At 33.8% G+C, this 15,966-nt stretch carries 18 protein-coding genes and 1 tRNA gene; 13 read left to right on the top strand and 6 right to left on the bottom strand.

Annotation, left to right across the window (positions count from 1 at the left end; genetic code table 11):
- Positions 1-30: 30 nt before the first annotated feature.
- Together EG348_RS16075 and fucP are read right to left on the bottom strand one after the other, a co-directional pair.
- Positions 31-1,671 carry a UxaA family hydrolase gene (locus EG348_RS16075; protein WP_123984004.1) on the bottom strand — a complete coding sequence of 547 codons (1,641 nt, stop codon included), beginning with the start codon at positions 1,669-1,671 and terminating at the stop codon, positions 31-33.
- An 18-nt stretch (positions 1,672-1,689) separates the two neighbouring features.
- A complete protein-coding gene (fucP, locus tag EG348_RS16080) occupies positions 1,690-2,970 on the bottom strand; it encodes an L-fucose:H+ symporter permease (RefSeq protein WP_123984005.1) in 1,281 nt (426 codons plus the stop codon).
- 357 nt (positions 2,971-3,327) lie between these two features.
- On the opposite strand from fucP, the gene EG348_RS21925 reads away from it, so the two are divergent.
- Positions 3,328-3,540, top strand: a complete 213-nt coding sequence (locus tag EG348_RS21925) for a hypothetical protein (RefSeq protein ID WP_228414762.1) — start codon at positions 3,328-3,330, stop codon at positions 3,538-3,540.
- Between the two features lie 384 nt (positions 3,541-3,924).
- Here EG348_RS21925 and EG348_RS16090 read toward each other — a convergent pair whose 3' ends face one another.
- A complete protein-coding gene (locus EG348_RS16090; protein ID WP_228414763.1) occupies positions 3,925-4,833 on the bottom strand; it encodes a hypothetical protein in 909 nt (302 codons plus the stop codon).
- 81 nt (positions 4,834-4,914) lie between these two features.
- Here EG348_RS16090 and EG348_RS16095 point away from each other — a divergent pair, with 81 nt between their 5' ends.
- The 5 genes from EG348_RS16095 to EG348_RS16115 are packed head-to-tail and all read left to right on the top strand — an operon-like array spanning position 4,915 to position 8,311.
- The gene (locus EG348_RS16095) at positions 4,915-5,688 is read left to right on the top strand and encodes an isocitrate lyase/phosphoenolpyruvate mutase family protein (RefSeq protein WP_123984006.1); all 774 of its coding nucleotides are present in this window, start codon (positions 4,915-4,917) and stop codon (positions 5,686-5,688) included.
- A 2-nt stretch (positions 5,689-5,690) separates the two neighbouring features.
- Positions 5,691-6,734, top strand: coding sequence for a bifunctional transcriptional activator/DNA repair enzyme AdaA (locus tag EG348_RS16100; protein WP_123984007.1), 1,044 nt, complete (start codon positions 5,691-5,693; stop codon positions 6,732-6,734).
- Positions 6,735-6,763: 29 nt separating this feature from the next.
- Positions 6,764-7,369, top strand: a complete 606-nt coding sequence (locus EG348_RS16105; RefSeq protein ID WP_123984008.1) for a DUF2911 domain-containing protein — start codon at positions 6,764-6,766, stop codon at positions 7,367-7,369.
- A gap of 49 nt (positions 7,370-7,418) precedes the next feature.
- Entirely contained in the window at positions 7,419-7,946 is a 528-nt protein-coding gene (locus EG348_RS16110) for a GNAT family N-acetyltransferase (protein ID WP_123984009.1), read from the top strand.
- Positions 7,943-8,311: a cupin domain-containing protein gene (locus EG348_RS16115; protein ID WP_123984010.1), complete on the top strand. Its 369-nt coding sequence runs from the start codon at positions 7,943-7,945 to the stop codon at positions 8,309-8,311. Before EG348_RS16110 ends, EG348_RS16115 begins: the two co-directional genes overlap by 4 nt.
- 283 nt (positions 8,312-8,594) lie before the next feature.
- On the opposite strand, the gene EG348_RS16120 is transcribed toward EG348_RS16115, so the two are convergent.
- Together EG348_RS16120 and EG348_RS16125 are read right to left on the bottom strand one after the other, a co-directional pair.
- Positions 8,595-9,338 carry a dienelactone hydrolase family protein gene (locus EG348_RS16120; RefSeq protein WP_123984011.1) on the bottom strand — a complete coding sequence of 248 codons (744 nt, stop codon included), beginning with the start codon at positions 9,336-9,338 and terminating at the stop codon, positions 8,595-8,597.
- Positions 9,339-9,749: 411 nt separating this feature from the next.
- A complete protein-coding gene (locus tag EG348_RS16125; protein WP_123984012.1) occupies positions 9,750-10,178 on the bottom strand; it encodes a type I restriction enzyme HsdR N-terminal domain-containing protein in 429 nt (142 codons plus the stop codon).
- A gap of 9 nt (positions 10,179-10,187) precedes the next feature.
- On the opposite strand from EG348_RS16125, the gene holA reads away from it, so the two are divergent.
- The 7 genes from holA to EG348_RS16160 all read left to right on the top strand — a co-directional run bounded on the left by holA (position 10,188) and on the right by EG348_RS16160 (position 14,382).
- A complete protein-coding gene (holA, locus tag EG348_RS16130) occupies positions 10,188-11,225 on the top strand; it encodes a DNA polymerase III subunit delta (protein WP_123984013.1) in 1,038 nt (345 codons plus the stop codon).
- 186 nt (positions 11,226-11,411) lie between these two features.
- A complete protein-coding gene (gene trxB / locus EG348_RS16135; RefSeq protein WP_123984014.1) occupies positions 11,412-12,353 on the top strand; it encodes a thioredoxin-disulfide reductase in 942 nt (313 codons plus the stop codon).
- Positions 12,354-12,386: 33 nt separating this feature from the next.
- Positions 12,387-12,773, top strand: coding sequence for a fluoride efflux transporter CrcB (crcB, locus tag EG348_RS16140; protein WP_228414764.1), 387 nt, complete (start codon positions 12,387-12,389; stop codon positions 12,771-12,773).
- Between the two features lie 143 nt (positions 12,774-12,916).
- Positions 12,917-13,001: transfer RNA gene (locus EG348_RS16145), tRNA-Ser, on the top strand.
- 618 nt (positions 13,002-13,619) lie between these two features.
- Entirely contained in the window at positions 13,620-13,811 is a 192-nt protein-coding gene (locus tag EG348_RS16150; protein WP_123984015.1) for a cold-shock protein, read from the top strand.
- 93 nt (positions 13,812-13,904) lie between these two features.
- The gene (locus tag EG348_RS16155; protein ID WP_123984016.1) at positions 13,905-14,096 is read left to right on the top strand and encodes a cold-shock protein; all 192 of its coding nucleotides are present in this window, start codon (positions 13,905-13,907) and stop codon (positions 14,094-14,096) included.
- Between the two features lie 94 nt (positions 14,097-14,190).
- Complete coding sequence (locus EG348_RS16160; protein WP_123984016.1) at positions 14,191-14,382, top strand: cold-shock protein; 192 nt, start codon at positions 14,191-14,193, stop codon at positions 14,380-14,382.
- Positions 14,383-14,486: 104 nt separating this feature from the next.
- Here EG348_RS16160 and EG348_RS16165 read toward each other — a convergent pair whose 3' ends face one another.
- Positions 14,487-15,545: a 3-oxoacyl-ACP synthase III family protein gene (locus tag EG348_RS16165; RefSeq protein WP_123984017.1), complete on the bottom strand. Its 1,059-nt coding sequence runs from the start codon at positions 15,543-15,545 to the stop codon at positions 14,487-14,489.
- Positions 15,546-15,966: the final 421 nt, after the last annotated feature.

Here is a 15,966-nt window from a genome sequence, read left to right on the forward strand (position 1 = left end):
GTTCAAAATTTATTCAAAGATTATAAACTTTTAAAGACTAACACCTCTTTTCCAAGGAATGAAATCATCCTGATTCAACGCTACAGCTTTAGGAATGATATTTCCACTGGCCACATCGATGCAGAAATCTAAAATATCTTCACCCATCTGCTGAATTGTTTTTTCGCCACGCACCACCGCACCCGTGTCAATATCAATAATATCCGACATCTTCGTAGCTAATACGGTATTTGTAGCTACTTTGATGACAGGGCAAACCGGATTTCCCGTAGGCGTGCCAAGACCTGTCGTAAAGAGAATTAAGGTTGCTCCCGAAGCGGCTTTTCCCGTGGTAGCTTCCACATCATTTCCCGGTGTGCAAACTAAACTCAATCCAGGTTTGGTTGCAGGTTCTGTATAATCCAAAACATCTACAACAGGGGCAGAACCTCCTTTTTTTGCAGCACCTGCAGATTTGATGGCATCTGTTATCAGTCCATCTTTAATATTTCCCGGTGACGGATTCATATAAAATCCAGAACCTACGGCGTGAGCCAATTCATCATATTCCGTCATTAACTTGATGAATTTTTCTGCCGTTGGCTGATCTACAGCACGATCTATTAACTCCTGTTCGACACCACACAATTCCGGGAACTCTGCCAGTAAAACTTTAGCACCTAAAACCGAAAGTATATCTGCCAAATGTCCTACAGCCGGATTGGCTGAAATACCGCTGAAACCGTCGCTTCCACCGCATTTTACACCAACACAAAGTTTGCTTATCGGGGCATCTTCACGCTCGATTTTATTAATTTCCAACAGTCCTTTCAAGGTTTCAAAAATGGCGTTTTTGATCATCGTTTCTTCACTGACCGCTTTTTGTTGCTCAAAAACGAGTAAAGGTTTATCAAAATCGGGATTTCTATTGTACAAATCCTTTTTAAAATTATCGATCTGCAGATGCTGACATCCTAGACTTAACAAAGTGACTCCTGCAACATTGGGATGGTCTGCATAAGACGCCAAAAGTTTGCTGAGAGTATCCGCATCCTGTCTGGTTCCACCACAACCGCCAGTGTGATTAAGAAACTTGATACCATCTACATTTTTGAAAACCCTGTCTTTTGCAGGAATATTTGAGGGTGAAAAATCAATATCATCCAAATTTTCTCCTTTAGAAATGGCTTCTACCAATTGATGGGTATAGCTTTTGTATTTTGCATCAACCGCGTATCCCAATTCATTATACAAGGATTCTTTAATAATATCAAGATTACGGTTTTCACAAAAAACGGTGGGAATAAAAAGCCAGTAATTGGCCGTACCTACATCGCCGTTTGGACGGTGATATCCTTTAAAAGTTTTATGTAAAAATCTTGATACATCGGGTTTGGTCCAGTGATAATCAACATCGCGGTAGTAGTAAGGCTCGGCAGCGTGTTTTGTATTATCTGTCGTCATTCGGGTTCCCGCTGCGAGATCGTACTGTACTTTGCCTACTAAAACACCATACATAAAGATTTCGTCGCCCTGTTTCATGTCATTCATAAAGAATTTGTGTTTAGCAGGGATTGCTTCTAAAGTGATGTAGGTGATTCCTTCGAAAATGATTTCGGTTTCTGCCGGAATATCCTGCAAAGCGACCAAAACATTGTCTTTTTGATTTATTTTTAAAATTAAATTGCTCATTGTAAGCTTCTACATTTATTATGATGAGATTTTTTTATTTCTGAATCTTAATGAAAACAGAAAAACGATGATAAAACAGACTAAAGGAACAGCATAAGAAAAATGAATATTCCCCGAAATATCTGTAATCTTACTTGCAATCGGTGGTATGATGGCCCCTCCAACAATAGACATGATTAATAAGCTTGAGGCCGGCTTTGTTTCTGCACCGGCACCTTCAATTCCTAAGGCAAAAATTGTTGGAAACATGATTGACATAAAAAATGTAAGCGCAACCAATGCATATAATGTTGAAATTCCTGATCCGGCAATAACCCAAATACTGAGAATGATACTGATCACACTATAGATACTCAACAGTTTTTGTGGTGAAATATATCTCATGAAAAAAGTTCCTGCAAAACGCCCGATCATAAATAATAATCCTGCTACACCAGCATAATATTTAGCTTCCTGACCTTTCATATTTATTGCATCTTCAGCAAAAACCAAGAGAAAACTGAAGACATAAATTTGTGCACCGATATAAAAAAACTGTGCAAGAACGCCCCATCCGACATTTTTTACGCCTAAAACCTGAAAAAAATTCTTTGTTGATTTTTCTTTACTTTCTGTTACTTCCGGTAGTTTTACCAATAAAAATAAGAACATAACCAATAAAATGATTACTCCTAAAATGATATAAGGTCCTTTTACAAGCGAAGTTTCGGCATGAATGTAAGCTAGTTTTGCTGCCTGATCAAGGCCGGCAAGTTCTTCCTGTGATTTTGGTTCTTCAACCAGAATAAAAATTCCGCCAACGATAGGAGCAATTGAAGCTGCTAAACCATTAAAAGACTGTGCGAAGTTTAATCTTTGTGTTGCTTTTTCTGGTTCGCCCAAAACGGTAATGTAAGGGTTTGCTGCGGTTTCCAAAATCGCAAGACCGCAAGACAAGACAAAAAGAGCTCCAAGAAAAAACGGATAACTAATGGTATTAGCTGCCGGAACAAACAAAAAACATCCAGCTGCGAAAAAGAACAAACCTACCAAAATCCCGGTTTTATAACCATATTTCTGAATAATCATTCCGGCGGGAATTGCCAGTAGAAAGTACGCCGCAAAAACTGATGAATCGACTAATGAAGCCTGAAAATGGTTCAAGTGAAAAGCACTTCTTAGATGTTTAATCAAGATTGGATCGAGATTATGGATAAACCCCCAAAAGAAAAACAAACTCGTGATAAGAATCAGAGGAAAGTAGTAATTTTTCTTTTTTGAAGAAGAAGAAAATGTGTTTCCGGGTTGGGTATTATTCATTGACTTATATTATTTTGTGAAATATTTTATTACATGATTTACCGCATTGGATTATGAGTATTAACGTGTTTGTTGTTATTTTAATAAAAATTAAACAAAGGTTAATCGATTGCATAACTTTTTCAACTTCCTATTGGTTTCTCAGCAAAGTATTTTATCATTTTTTAAAAGTATAAAAAAATTCCGAATAAAAAATTGATAGTACAGGATGGTACAAGATAGTTCAAATAAACTGCGAAATTATTAAGGATTTGTTATTTCACTTCTCTTCTCTATTATTTTTATTTAATAAAGATTAATTATTTGCTTAATGATGAAATTTATATAGATTCGGAAATGATAAATCCATCATTTCGTATGAACGTAGAAGCGCAAATCCAAGAGTATATTACGAGTCAAACTGAATCAAAAAGGAGTGACATTCAAGAGTTGCACCGCATCATTCTAGAAATAAAGCCGGAATGTAGATTATGGTTTTGGGATGGTAAAAATAATGAAGGTAAAGTGGTTTCCAATCACAATATTGGATATGGATTTTACACTATAAAATATGCAGACGGAAAAACCTGAGACTTTTATCAAATTGGTCTGAGTGCAAATACAACCTGAATTTCGATCTATATTTTAGGTACTGAAGATAAGAAATACTTAGCCGAAACATATGGCGAAAAAATAGGCAAGGCGATTGTAACCGGATATTGTATCAAGTTCAAAGCTTTAAAATATATTAACATTGAAATACTTGAAGCGGCGATACGAGATGGATTTGATAAAACCACATAGGAAGCTATAGCGTTAAGAAAATTCTACTGTTTGAAACGCGAGACAAATATTGAACTAAAAGGGCAATTCTTAATTCGCGCAAGTTTTAGAATTTTTAGAGAATAGAATTAATTTTTAGCGGAAGTTTCCAAGTCTTGAATTTTTGTTTCTTTTGTTTCAACACAAAAGAAATTATTTAATCTTATAATAAGCCTCAGAAAAATACTTACTAGGCTTGAAGTAAGCCTTTTTCCTTTCCGCGTCGAAAACCCAGTTGAATCTTCTTAAAAGATCTGCTCCGAAATAATTTACTTTCTGCGTTTTGAGATCTCCTGAAAAAAATCCTGCAGAAAGATCTTTTAAAACAATATTACCTAATTTTAGAAAGGGTAAAATTCCCTGTTTGGTCACAATACTTTTTCCTGCTGAATTTTTTAATGTTTTTTCGCCGGTTACGGTTAATTTTTTATCTAAATCTTTTCCGTCTACAAATTCGTTACTATAAAGAACCCCGCCTGAATATCCCGATTGTAAAAGGAAATAAACTTCCTCTTGTTTACCGCCAATAACGTTATCTGCAACAATATAAAATTGTCCGTTCTCTGAAAATAGAGGAGTTGATTCATAACCTTTAAGATCAGGTATTTTATCATAAATAAGAAATTGATTGTTGTCATAATCAATTTTAAAAGCTTTTCCTTTGAACATTTTTGTTCCTATTTTTCCGTCAGCTTCATGTCCTGTCAATTCATTATCATAAAATTTAACGTTTTTAATAGCTAATTTTCCAATTTTGACGGTATTATTTTCGCTCTCTTCATCTTTAAAAATAATATGATCGGCTTTTCTTGTACGTTCAGGAGAAATGGAAGCGTCTTCCATCGCAATTTGGAACATCAAATCCAGAGAATCTCTATCATTCACCAAAGTTTTCACGATTATATTATTGTGTTTTGTAATTCTAAACGGAATTTTTTCCTGAGCATTTACAAGTAAAAAACTGATGAAAAGAAGAACGAGAAAACTTACTTTTTTGAACATGGATGATTTGAATATGAGTTGATGTTTTGAAGGAAGTAAATTACCTTTTATTTTTGACATAAGAAGAATGTGAAAAAATACTTGTCCATTTTTCGGTTGTCCGCCAATGGGGTAAAAGATTAATTTTATCAAAAAAATAGAATGACAAATATTCAAATATTTAAAGAACTGCATCAAAATGACGAACCGTTATTGTTTGGAAACGTCTGGAATCCGCAAAGTGCCAAAGTTTATGAAAAATTAGGGTATAACGCGTTGGCAACTTCAAGTTCGGCCGTTGCACACAGCTTGGGTTATGAAGATGGCGAAAATATGAGTTTTGATGAATATCTTTATATTGTTGAAAGAATTTTAAAATCAATATCAATTCCATTAACGGTAGATCTTGAAGGCGGTTATGGAAAAACTACCGATAAAATTGTCTCAAATATTTCCAAACTCGTAAAAATAGGAGTGGTTGGTATTAATATAGAAGATAGTGTTATCACCAATGAAACAAGAACAATTTTAGATAAAGAAGAGTTTTTTGAAAAGCTAAAATCTATTGTTTTAAAGTTAAAAGAAGAGAAAATAGAAATTTTCATTAATGTAAGAACAGATAGCTTTTTATTAGGACTGGAAAATCCTGTTGATGAAACGCTAAAAAGAATCAAATTGTTTGAAGAAATTAGTGTTGATGGTATTTTTGTCCCATGCATTACTTCTGAAAAAGATATTGAAGTCATTGTAAATTCAACTAAAATTCCTGTGAATGTAATGTGTATGCCCGAATTACCAGATTTTAAAACTCTTACAGATTTAGGCGTAAAAAGAATATCATCAGGAAATTTTCTAAATGGGTATATTTATAAAAATTTAGAAGAAAAAGGCCGCGAAATTATGCAGGAACAAAGTTTTTCACCCATTTTTAAATAATAATGAAACTTACAGCAGAAAGAATGTATCAGGCATCGTTAGATAAAGATTCTTCATTTGAAGGAACGTATTGGATGGCTGTAAAAACTACCGGAATATTCTGTCGGCCAACTTGTACTGCTCGAAAGCCAAAGAAAGAAAACGTAGAATTCTTTCTAAATGCAGAAGAAGCGATTGAAAAAGGGTACAGAGCATGCAAAATATGCAAGCCTCTTGAAAAATTAAATGAAACACCTCAATATATTCAGGAATTATTGGCTGAACTGGCTAAAAATGAATCTCTAAAGATCAAAGATGCTGATCTCCTGAAAAGGAATATCGAACCGGTAACGATCCGTCGCTGGTTTCTGAAAAATCACGGAATGACCTTTCATGCTTTTCAAAGACAATTTAGGATGAATACGGCTTTCAAAAAAATAAAAAATGGAGAAAGTATTATGGAAACAGCTTTAGATTCGGGATACGAAAGTTTGAGTGGTTTTAATGATAGTTTTAAAAACATTCTCGGAGTTTCACCAAAAAACAGTAAAATACAAATGATTATTGATCTTAAAAGAATTGAAACTCCCCTCGGAACGATGCTTGCCTGTGCCGTAGATGAAGGTATTTGTCTGCTTGAATTTACAGACCGTAAGAATATGGAAAAGCAATTCACCTCATTATCCAAAGTATTAAATGCTGAAATTGTTCAGGGTGAAAACAAGCATTTTAAACAACTTGAAGAAGAATTAACAGAATATTTTGAAGGGAAAAGACAACAATTTGATGTTCCGTTATTTATTACAGGAACAGAATTTCAGAAAAATGTTTGGCAACTTCTGCGTGAAATCCCAATTGGAGAGACCAGAACCTACAAACAGCAATCCGAGTTTTTAGGAAATCCAAAAGCAATTCGTGCGGTAGGAACGGCCAACGGAATCAATAAAATAGCAATTTTAATTCCGTGTCATCGTGTAATTGGCTCAAACGGCGAATTGGTAGGTTACGCAGGCGGAATCTGGAGAAAACAAAAATTATTAGAATTGGAGAAGGCTATTTTGTTTTGATTTTCGTATTTTTAAACAAAAATTTACACGTGAAAAAGTTACTATTTGCACTTTGCATATCAGCTTCAGCTTTCAGTTTTGCACAAGACTATTCGGTACCGGCAGCAAGTCCGCGTCAACAGGTAGAGCAACAGTTCTCAATGTCTAAAATCACCATCGATTACGGAAGACCGGGAGTGAAAGGTCGTAAGATCTTTGGAGAATTGGTTCCTTACGGACAGGTTTGGAGAGCGGGAGCAAACTCATCTACAAAAATTACATTCGGACAGTCTGTGAACTTCGGTGGAAAAATTGTTGCTGCAGGAACTTACGGATTATTCATCGTTCCTACAGAAAAAGAATGGAAAGTGATCTTAAACAAAGATTTCCAACAGTGGGGAGCATATACTTATGATCCAAAACAGGATGTTGTAGATGTTACTGTTCCGGTAAACAAATTGGCAGACAAGCAAGAGTGGTTTGAAATTACTTTAAACCCAACAGACGAAAATTCTGCAAATTTAGTATTGAAATGGGATCTTGCTCAAGCAGAAGTTGCTTTAAAGCCGGCAAAACCAGAAGCAGTAACCAAAATTGCTGAAAAACTGAAAGAAATTAAGAAAATTGAGTCAGACGCAGCTAAAACAAAAAGCTAAGAAAGGAAATCACACGATTTTATCTGACTTTTAAAAATAATATTTACAGATGAATTTTTCTATTCAACCTATTTTAGAAAATCAGGAATATCAATTAATCCCCTTACAGCAAGGGGATTTTGAGTCTTTATATGAAGTGGCTTCAGATCCTAAAGTTTGGGAACAGCATCCCAATAAAGACCGCTACCAAAGAGAAGTTTTTGAAAATTTTTTCAAAGGTGCTATGGAAAGCAAAGGAGCTTTTAAAATTATAGATAAAAGTTCCGGAGATGTTTTGGGAAGTACACGTTTTTATGATTTTGATGAAAATAAAAACGGAATTTTCATTGGCTATACTTTTTACGGCACAAAATGTTGGGGGAAAGGCATTAATCCGCAGATCAAGAAATTGATGCTGGATTATATTTTCCAGTTTGTGGATAGCGCTTTCTTCCATATTGGTAAAGAAAATTTCCGTTCACAGATTGCTTTGGAAAGACTTGGCGGTGAGAAAATTGCCGAAGAAGAAGTCGCTTATTTCGGAGAGCCGACAAGAACTAATTTTGTCTACGAAATCAAAAAAGAAAATTGGTCATGAAAAAATTTAAAATCCAAAAATCACCGTTTGTAGTTCCTACCACAGACAGAAAATTAATTGAAGAACATTGGGGAAATTCTACCCAAAATTCAAATATTTCAATTGCTCACATGGTCGCTCCACCAGATTGGAATGAACCGCACCAGACTCCTCAATTTGATGAATATACCTTAATTATTTCAGGTAAAAAACAATTCGAAATCGATGGAGAAATTGTTATTTTAGAAAAAGGACAAAGCATTTTGGTTGAAAAAGGAGCAAGAGTTCGTTACAGCAATCCGTTCGCTGAACCTTGTGAATATGTTGCAATTTGTCTTCCTGCTTTTTCAATGGATTTGGTGAATAGAGAGGAAGAAATAATTTAAATATGGCATTACAAATTTGTCCAAAGTGTAAAGAAAATTCTTTCACTTGGTTTATCAACGGAAAGTCTCATTTAACAAGTTGGAGTTGTTTTAATTGCGATTATGAAGCAAAGGAAAATAAGATTGATGAATGTATCTGTGAAAATTGTGAGAAGAGAACAAAAACGAAGTTGAAAGATAAAGAAACAGAATACTGGTGGTGTTCTAATTGTAATAAAATCAGTGATTTATAAATAGAAACAACCTCGATGGTTGAGGTTGTTTTTAATTTATTGTAGTTGAATTACTTCAAGATTTCTTTTAAAAACATCAACGTGTGATTCCAAGCTCTTTTGGCCATCAATTCATTATAATCAGGTGATTTTGGATCAGTAAAAGTATGTTTTGAATGCGCATAAGTGATGATTTGCCAATCCGCATTTCCTTCATTCATTTCTTTAACCAAATTATTATAATCTTCCGGAGTTACACCTTTATCATCTGCAGGATTTTCAACTAAAATTTTAGTAGAGATCGCTCCGTTTTTTCTTGCTTGATCTTTTCCAATACTTCCGTGGATAGAAACAACGCCCACAACAGGAAGACTTCCTCTCGCAGATTCTAGAGCTCCCGTTCCTCCAAAACAATATCCGATCACGGCAATTTTATCGGAAATAGCTCCGTTTTTCTTTAATTGTTCTAAAGCCAAAGAAATTCTTTTCTGATAAGCATCATAATTCTTTTTGTAATATCCTGAAGTTTTTGCAGCAGAATCACCGTCCATCGGAATATTTCCTTCTCCATAAATATCGGCAACAAAAGCAATATAGCCCTGTTTTTCTAGTTCAGCGGCAGCAATTTTTGCTTCATCATCAATTCCTTTCCAAGCTGGAAGAATTAGAACTCCGGGAAGTTTTTTTCCGGCATTGGAAGTCACCAAACCATTCAGTTTTTGTGCACCATCCTGATAAGAAACCGTTTTAAGATTCTGACTGAAAATTGTTCCTGAAGCCATTAGAGAAGCTGTTAGTAAGATTGAACGTATCATATTTTGTAATTTATTTTTTTAGGAGCTTAATCCCGCTTTCCGTTACAATCTTTTTTTTCAAAAAAGGATTTTCTCTGCAATCGGGGCTAGGGTATTTGTCGGTTTTTTAAATTTTCACAATCAAATCAATACTTTTGTTTTTATATATAACGTCTTGTTTGTCATTCCGTAGGAATCTGAACAATAGTATTAGAGATGAATATAGAGGCTATTGCGAGGAATAAAATAGCGAAACATTTTAGATTTAAACTTTACAAAATAAGCCTAGATTCCTACGGAATGACAAACTGTGAGTTGATGTAAAATTTCTCTTAGAGATTGCTTCGTCGCTTCGCTCCTCGCAATGACGAAATCCTCATCTAAATTAAGAAAAATAACTTACAAGAAGGATTAATAAAACGTTATAAAGTATTAAGCTTTATAAAATTGATACTCTCCGTTTTCGTAATACGCATTAATATGCTGCAAACCATTCGTCAAAACAATTTCTTTTGCTCTGATAATGGAGTTATATCTCGCTGTTTGCTCAAATGTTTTTTCCGTTAATTTAATAGATGGAGCTTTGCATTCGATCAGGATTTTTGGCTGTGATTTTTCGGTAACCAAAAGGTCAATTCTCTTTGTCAAACCATTTAAAACAATCTTTTTTTCAGTAATTAGTGCTGATACAGAATAGGATTTTATGGTAAGATAATAATGTATCCAATGCTGGCGCACCCATTCTTCGGGGGTGAGCAAAAGGTAAGTTTTACGAACTACATCATAAATAAAAAACTTATCTTTGTCTTTCTTGAATTTAAAATCAAAAGTTTCCTGAAAATTCAGTTTTGGGAGTTCCATTATAGTAAGATGAAAGAATTAGATTTAATCCTCAAAAATATTAAAAATAAAGAAGTTTTACCTATTTATTTTTTCCACGGAGATGAACCTTATTTTATTGATTTAGCAGTAAAAGCTCTTGAGCACGACTTTTTGGAAGAAGATGAAAAGGCTTTCAACCAAACTGTTACTTACGGAAAAGATACGACTTATCAGGAAATTCTTTCGTTAGCAAGGCAGTTTCCGATGATGGGAGATAAGCAGGTAATTATCGTAAAAGAAGCGCAGGATTTAAAGCTGAATGAAGAAGAAGGCAGAGCCTTAGAAGCTTATGTTGAAAATCCTGTTCCGTCTACCGTTTTGGTTTTTGCCCACAAACACAAGAAGTTAGACAGTCGAAAAAAAGTTACGAAATCTTTAGACAAAGCAAAAGCTCTTTTTCTGAGCGAATCTATCAGAGAAAATAATCTTCCGAAATGGATCGCTGACGAATGTCTTAAATTAAAAATAAAAACAGCCCCGAATATTTCAAATCTTTTGGCTGAATACCTTGGAAACGATCTTTCCAGAATTGCCAATGAATTGAATAAATTAAAAATAATCCTTAAAGAAGGAGAAGTTCTTGACGGGACAATCATCGAAAATCACATCGGGATCAGTAAAGAATACAATGTTTTCGAATTACAGAAAGCTTTAGGAACAAAAAATGCCAATGCGGCTTTTAAAATTGCTCATTTTATGGGTAAGAATCCCAAAAACAACCCTTTTGTAATGATGTTGGCGAATTTGTACAGTTACTTTTCCAATGTTATCATTTACAATACGATGGCTGGTCAGCCACCCCAGGTTATCGCTTCGCAGATGGGAATTAATCCTTATTTTGTTAAAGATTATGCCGAAAGCGCAAGATTATATCCTCTAAAGCATGCCACAAGAGTGATCTCAATTTTGAGAGAATTTGATATGAAAGGGAAAGGTCTTGGAGCTGTAAATATGAGTGAAGCAGAATTAATCAAAGAATTGGTTTACAAGATTATCAATGTTGATAAGATTAAGATGAAAGTTTGATTTTGTTGCTTGTTGTTAGTTTTCAGTTGATGGGTATTAAAATCTGTCAATCAAAAACGATCAACCATTAACTATCGAAATTCGACATATTAAATATTGACAAGTATCATTAAAATAACTTTAATTACATATTAAAAATTCCGAAATTAGCAGTCGGAAATTTTTAAATCTTTTGAAAAGCAAATTATGGAGCAAAACATTTTAGATTGTGTGATCGTTGGATCTGGACCTTCTGGTTTCACAGCGGCAATTTATGCAGCAAGAGCAGACTTAAAACCTGAATTATACACAGGTTTGGAGCCAGGCGGACAATTAACAACAACTACAGAAGTTGACAACTTTCCAGGATATCCGGCAGGGATTACAGGACCGGAAATGATGATGGATTTGCAAAAACAGGCAGAAAGATTTGATACTAAAGTTCATTACGAAATGATCACTAAAGTTGAATTCTCTAAAGAAGTTGGAGGAGTTCATAAATTATATGCCGGAACCAAAGAAATTTTCGCTAAAACAGTGATTATTTCAACAGGAGCAACTGCAAAATATTTAGGTCTTGATGACGAGAAAAAGTACAATGGAGGAGGAGTTTCAGCGTGTGCTACATGTGATGGATTTTTCTACAAAGGAAAAGATGTTGTGGTAGTAGGAGCAGGTGATACTGCAGCTGAAGAAGCTACTTATCTTGCAAAGTTGGTAAATAAAGTAACGATGTTGGTGAGAAAAGGGGAGTTCAGAGCGTCAAAAGCAATGATCCACAGAGTTCAGAATACACCAAATATTGAAGTGAAGTTTTTCCATGAATTAATTGGTATTGAAGGTGAAAATAATCTGGTAGAAAGAGCAGTTGCTATCAACAACCAAACTCAGGAGAAATCTACAATTGATGTTCACGGAATTTTTATTGCGATCGGTCACAAACCGAATACCGATATTTTTGCAGGACAAATTGATCTTGATGAAAACGGATATATCGTAACTGAAAAAGGTTCTACAAGAACCAATCTTCCTGGAGTTTTTGCAGCGGGAGATGTTCAGGATCATATCTACAGACAAGCGATTACAGCTGCCGGAAGCGGATGTATGTCTGCAATGGATGCTGAAAAATATTTAGCAGAACTACATTAATAGTAACTTTAAAATATAAAACGCACCTTTTTGGTGCGTTTGTTTTTTACGATGAGAAATCTTTTCTACATATTTATTGGTGGTGGTTTAGGAAGTATTTTAAGATATCTGATATCAAGCTATACCCAAAAGCTTTGGAATGTTAATTCATTTCCGATGGGCACTTTTTTGGTGAATATTACAGGTTGTCTTCTTATTGGTTTTCTGACTTCTTATTTTGTGAAGAATGACAATTCATTAAAATTTCTTTTAATTACAGGACTTTGCGGGGGGTATACTACTTTTTCTACTTTCTCTGTAGAAAATTATACTTTGTGGCAAAATCAGCAGTACGGAATTTTATCTTTATATGTTTTGTTAAGCCTGATTTTAGGATTTGGAGCTGTAATTTTAGGAATGAAAATTCAAACTTCACTGTAGTAGTCGACGTTTATGAAAAATAATTAAGTTGATTTCTAGGTGATTATTGTTTTTTGAATAATTTTTTTTCGAAAATGTTTTGACAGAATTGAAAAACGTTCTATATTTGCACCACTGAAAACAACGATATAATCGGAGTTTAAGGAGAGATGGCAGAGTGGTCGATTGCGATAGTCTTGAAAACTATTGACTGTAACAGGTCCGGGGGTTCGAATCCCTCTCTCTCCGCTGGTTGAGAAACTAAATTTAAATTAAACCTTGTTAATCATATTATTAACAAGGTTTTTCTTTTTTATACAAAACAAACATAATCATTTACGTGTAAAACGGATGGAGCAAATTCGTTTACCATACATGTAAAATCAAGTAACCGAATTTCTCAAAAGTTTAGATGGAAGATATTTTGTAGTAACGTTAATAAGACTTATTCAATATTTGAACCTCTTGTGGAGTGGAAAAAGTTAAAATTAGAGATTTACATAACCAATTTCATTTATCATACTCATGTTAATTTTTGTCACAAAAAAAATAAAAAAAAGAAAAATGCTTGTTTTCAATAAATTATGTGTACATTTGTAAAATAATCAGGCTACTGCCGATGCTTATTCTGAATTTTTGAATTTACAATTCCTTATCAGTCTTCGCTTTTTCAGCCGCTACATTTTTGTCATCAATTTAACAGATGCAGTACCATTTCATCTTGAAACTTTCAAGATTCTAAAAAATACCAACATCATTTCTTGCTTACAAATCGATTTATTACTGTTTTGATGTAATCATCAATACCGTAATGGCAATAGCCAAAAATAATTTATCAGTGAATACAACAATTTATAATACAATACAATGCAACAAGGAACAGTAAAATTCTTTAACAATACCAAAGGATTTGGTTTTATTACACCTTCAAATGGAGGTCCAGATGTTTTCGTACATACTTCAGGTTTAGTAAATGATATTCGTGAAAACGATGTCGTAACATTTGACGTACAAAACGGAGCAAAAGGCGTTAACGCAGTTAACGTAAAAATAGCTTAAATTAAAAAACTGTTTTGGTTTCACTACCATCACAGTAATGGCAACAGCCAAAACAATTTATCAGTAAATACAACAATTTTATAATACAATACAATGCAACAAGGAACAGTAAAATTCTTTAACGATGCCAAAGGATTTGGTTTTATTACACCTTCAAATGGAGGTCCAGATGTTTTCGTACATACTTCAGGTTTAGTAAATGACATTCGTGAAAACGATGTTGTAACATTTGACGTACAAAACGGAGCAAAAGGCGTTAACGCAATTAACGTAAAAATAGCTTAAATTAAAAAAACTGTTTTGGTTTCACTATCATCACAGTAATGGCAACAGCCAAAACAATTTATCAGTAAATACAACAATTTTATAATACAATACAATGCAACAAGGAACAGTAAAATTCTTTAACGATGCCAAAGGATTTGGTTTTATTACACCTTCAAATGGAGGGCCAGATGTTTTCGTACATACTTCAGGTTTAGTAAATGATATTCGTGAAAACGATGTCGTAACATTTGATGTACAAAACGGAGCAAAAGGCGTTAACGCAATTAACGTAAAAATAGCTTAAATTAAAAAGGAAGTTTGAAAGCTTCTTTTTCAATATACTAATAATTAGCAGAGAACTATTAATGTTCTCTGCTATTTTTTTTGTTATTTAATATAAATTCTATATTAAAATTTATATACTAAAGCATTTATATTCATTCCTGCGCCGACAGAAGCAAATAGCACGATATCATTCTCCTTTATATTGTGATCCTGAAGTTCGTTATTCAAAATCATTGAAAGTAGCGTTGGTACTGTTGCAACACTGCTGTTTCCAAATTTACTTATTATCATAGGCATAATATCTTTTGGGACTGGGGTGTCATATAATTTGTAAAAACGCTTTACAATTTCTTCATCCATTTTCTCATTAGCCTGATGAATAATTATTTTACTCAATTCGTTTATCTTATATCCACTTTCGTCAAGACATTTTTTCATGGCTTCCGGTACGTGCAAAAGAGCAAATTCATATATTTTTCTTCCGGTCATCTTAATGAATTTCGTATCTGATGAATTTCCCAAATTATAGGATCTCCCAAAATTAAGATAATCCTTCTCTTTGAAAGTGTGAGAAGCCGAAACATGTGATTTTATACCGGAATCACCCTCCGCCTCCTGAAGCACTACTGCGCCAGCTCCATCTGCATAAATCATGCTGTCTCGATCATGAATATCCGAAACTCGAGATAAAGTTTCCGCTCCTATAACCAAACAGGTTTTAGCAATACCGGCTTTAATAAACGCATTGGCTTGTATTACCCCTTCAATCCATCCCGGACATCCAAATATCACATCATAAGCAACACAGTAATTATTTTTAATCCCTAATTGATGTTTAACCCTTGATGCTAAACTGGGAACAGCATCAGATTGAGTTTCACCGTAAGGAACGTCGCCAAAATTATGAGCAAATATTATATAATCTAATGTTTCAGGATTGATCATAGAACTTTTTATGGCGGCTTTTGCTGCAATAAGACCTAAATCTGAAGTAACTAATTCCTTAGATGCATACCGTCTTTCTTCTATACCCGTAATCTCTTTTAGTTTCTCGGCAATTATTGCATTATTTTGCTCCAATTTCTTACCATTTTCATCAAAAAAAAGATTTTCATTAAAAAATAAATTATCAATAACCTCTAAGGGTATATAATTTCCAACACCAATTATTTTACTTGTCATGTAATTTAACTTTATACGAATTCTATTTATTTGTTATTCAAAAAAGGTGCTAATTTATACAATTATTTAATTAGAGATGAAGATTTATTAGAGAATATTTATATTAACACAAATATTAACAAAATACTATTGAGATATCATATGTCGTAATACCTTATTCTGGATATTCAGATATAAGGCCAAATAATAGGATTGATATATTTAATTCTATAATTCAAGATTTTTTATATAAAAAGTTCATCATAATTATATTTATACCTTTGAAAATCAGTTATCTCGAATCGAACAGAAGGCACAGACGGATAAAACTCATAATTTGAGAAAAATTCCTCTTCAGATAAAATTCTGAAGACGTTTTTATTAGATATTGTTCTGGAAACATCATAATTTTTTATGACGATAATGCAGAAAACTTAAATGG

The sequence above is a fragment of the Chryseobacterium sp. G0201 genome (assembly GCF_003815655.1).
GTDB lineage: Bacteria > Bacteroidota > Bacteroidia > Flavobacteriales > Weeksellaceae > Chryseobacterium.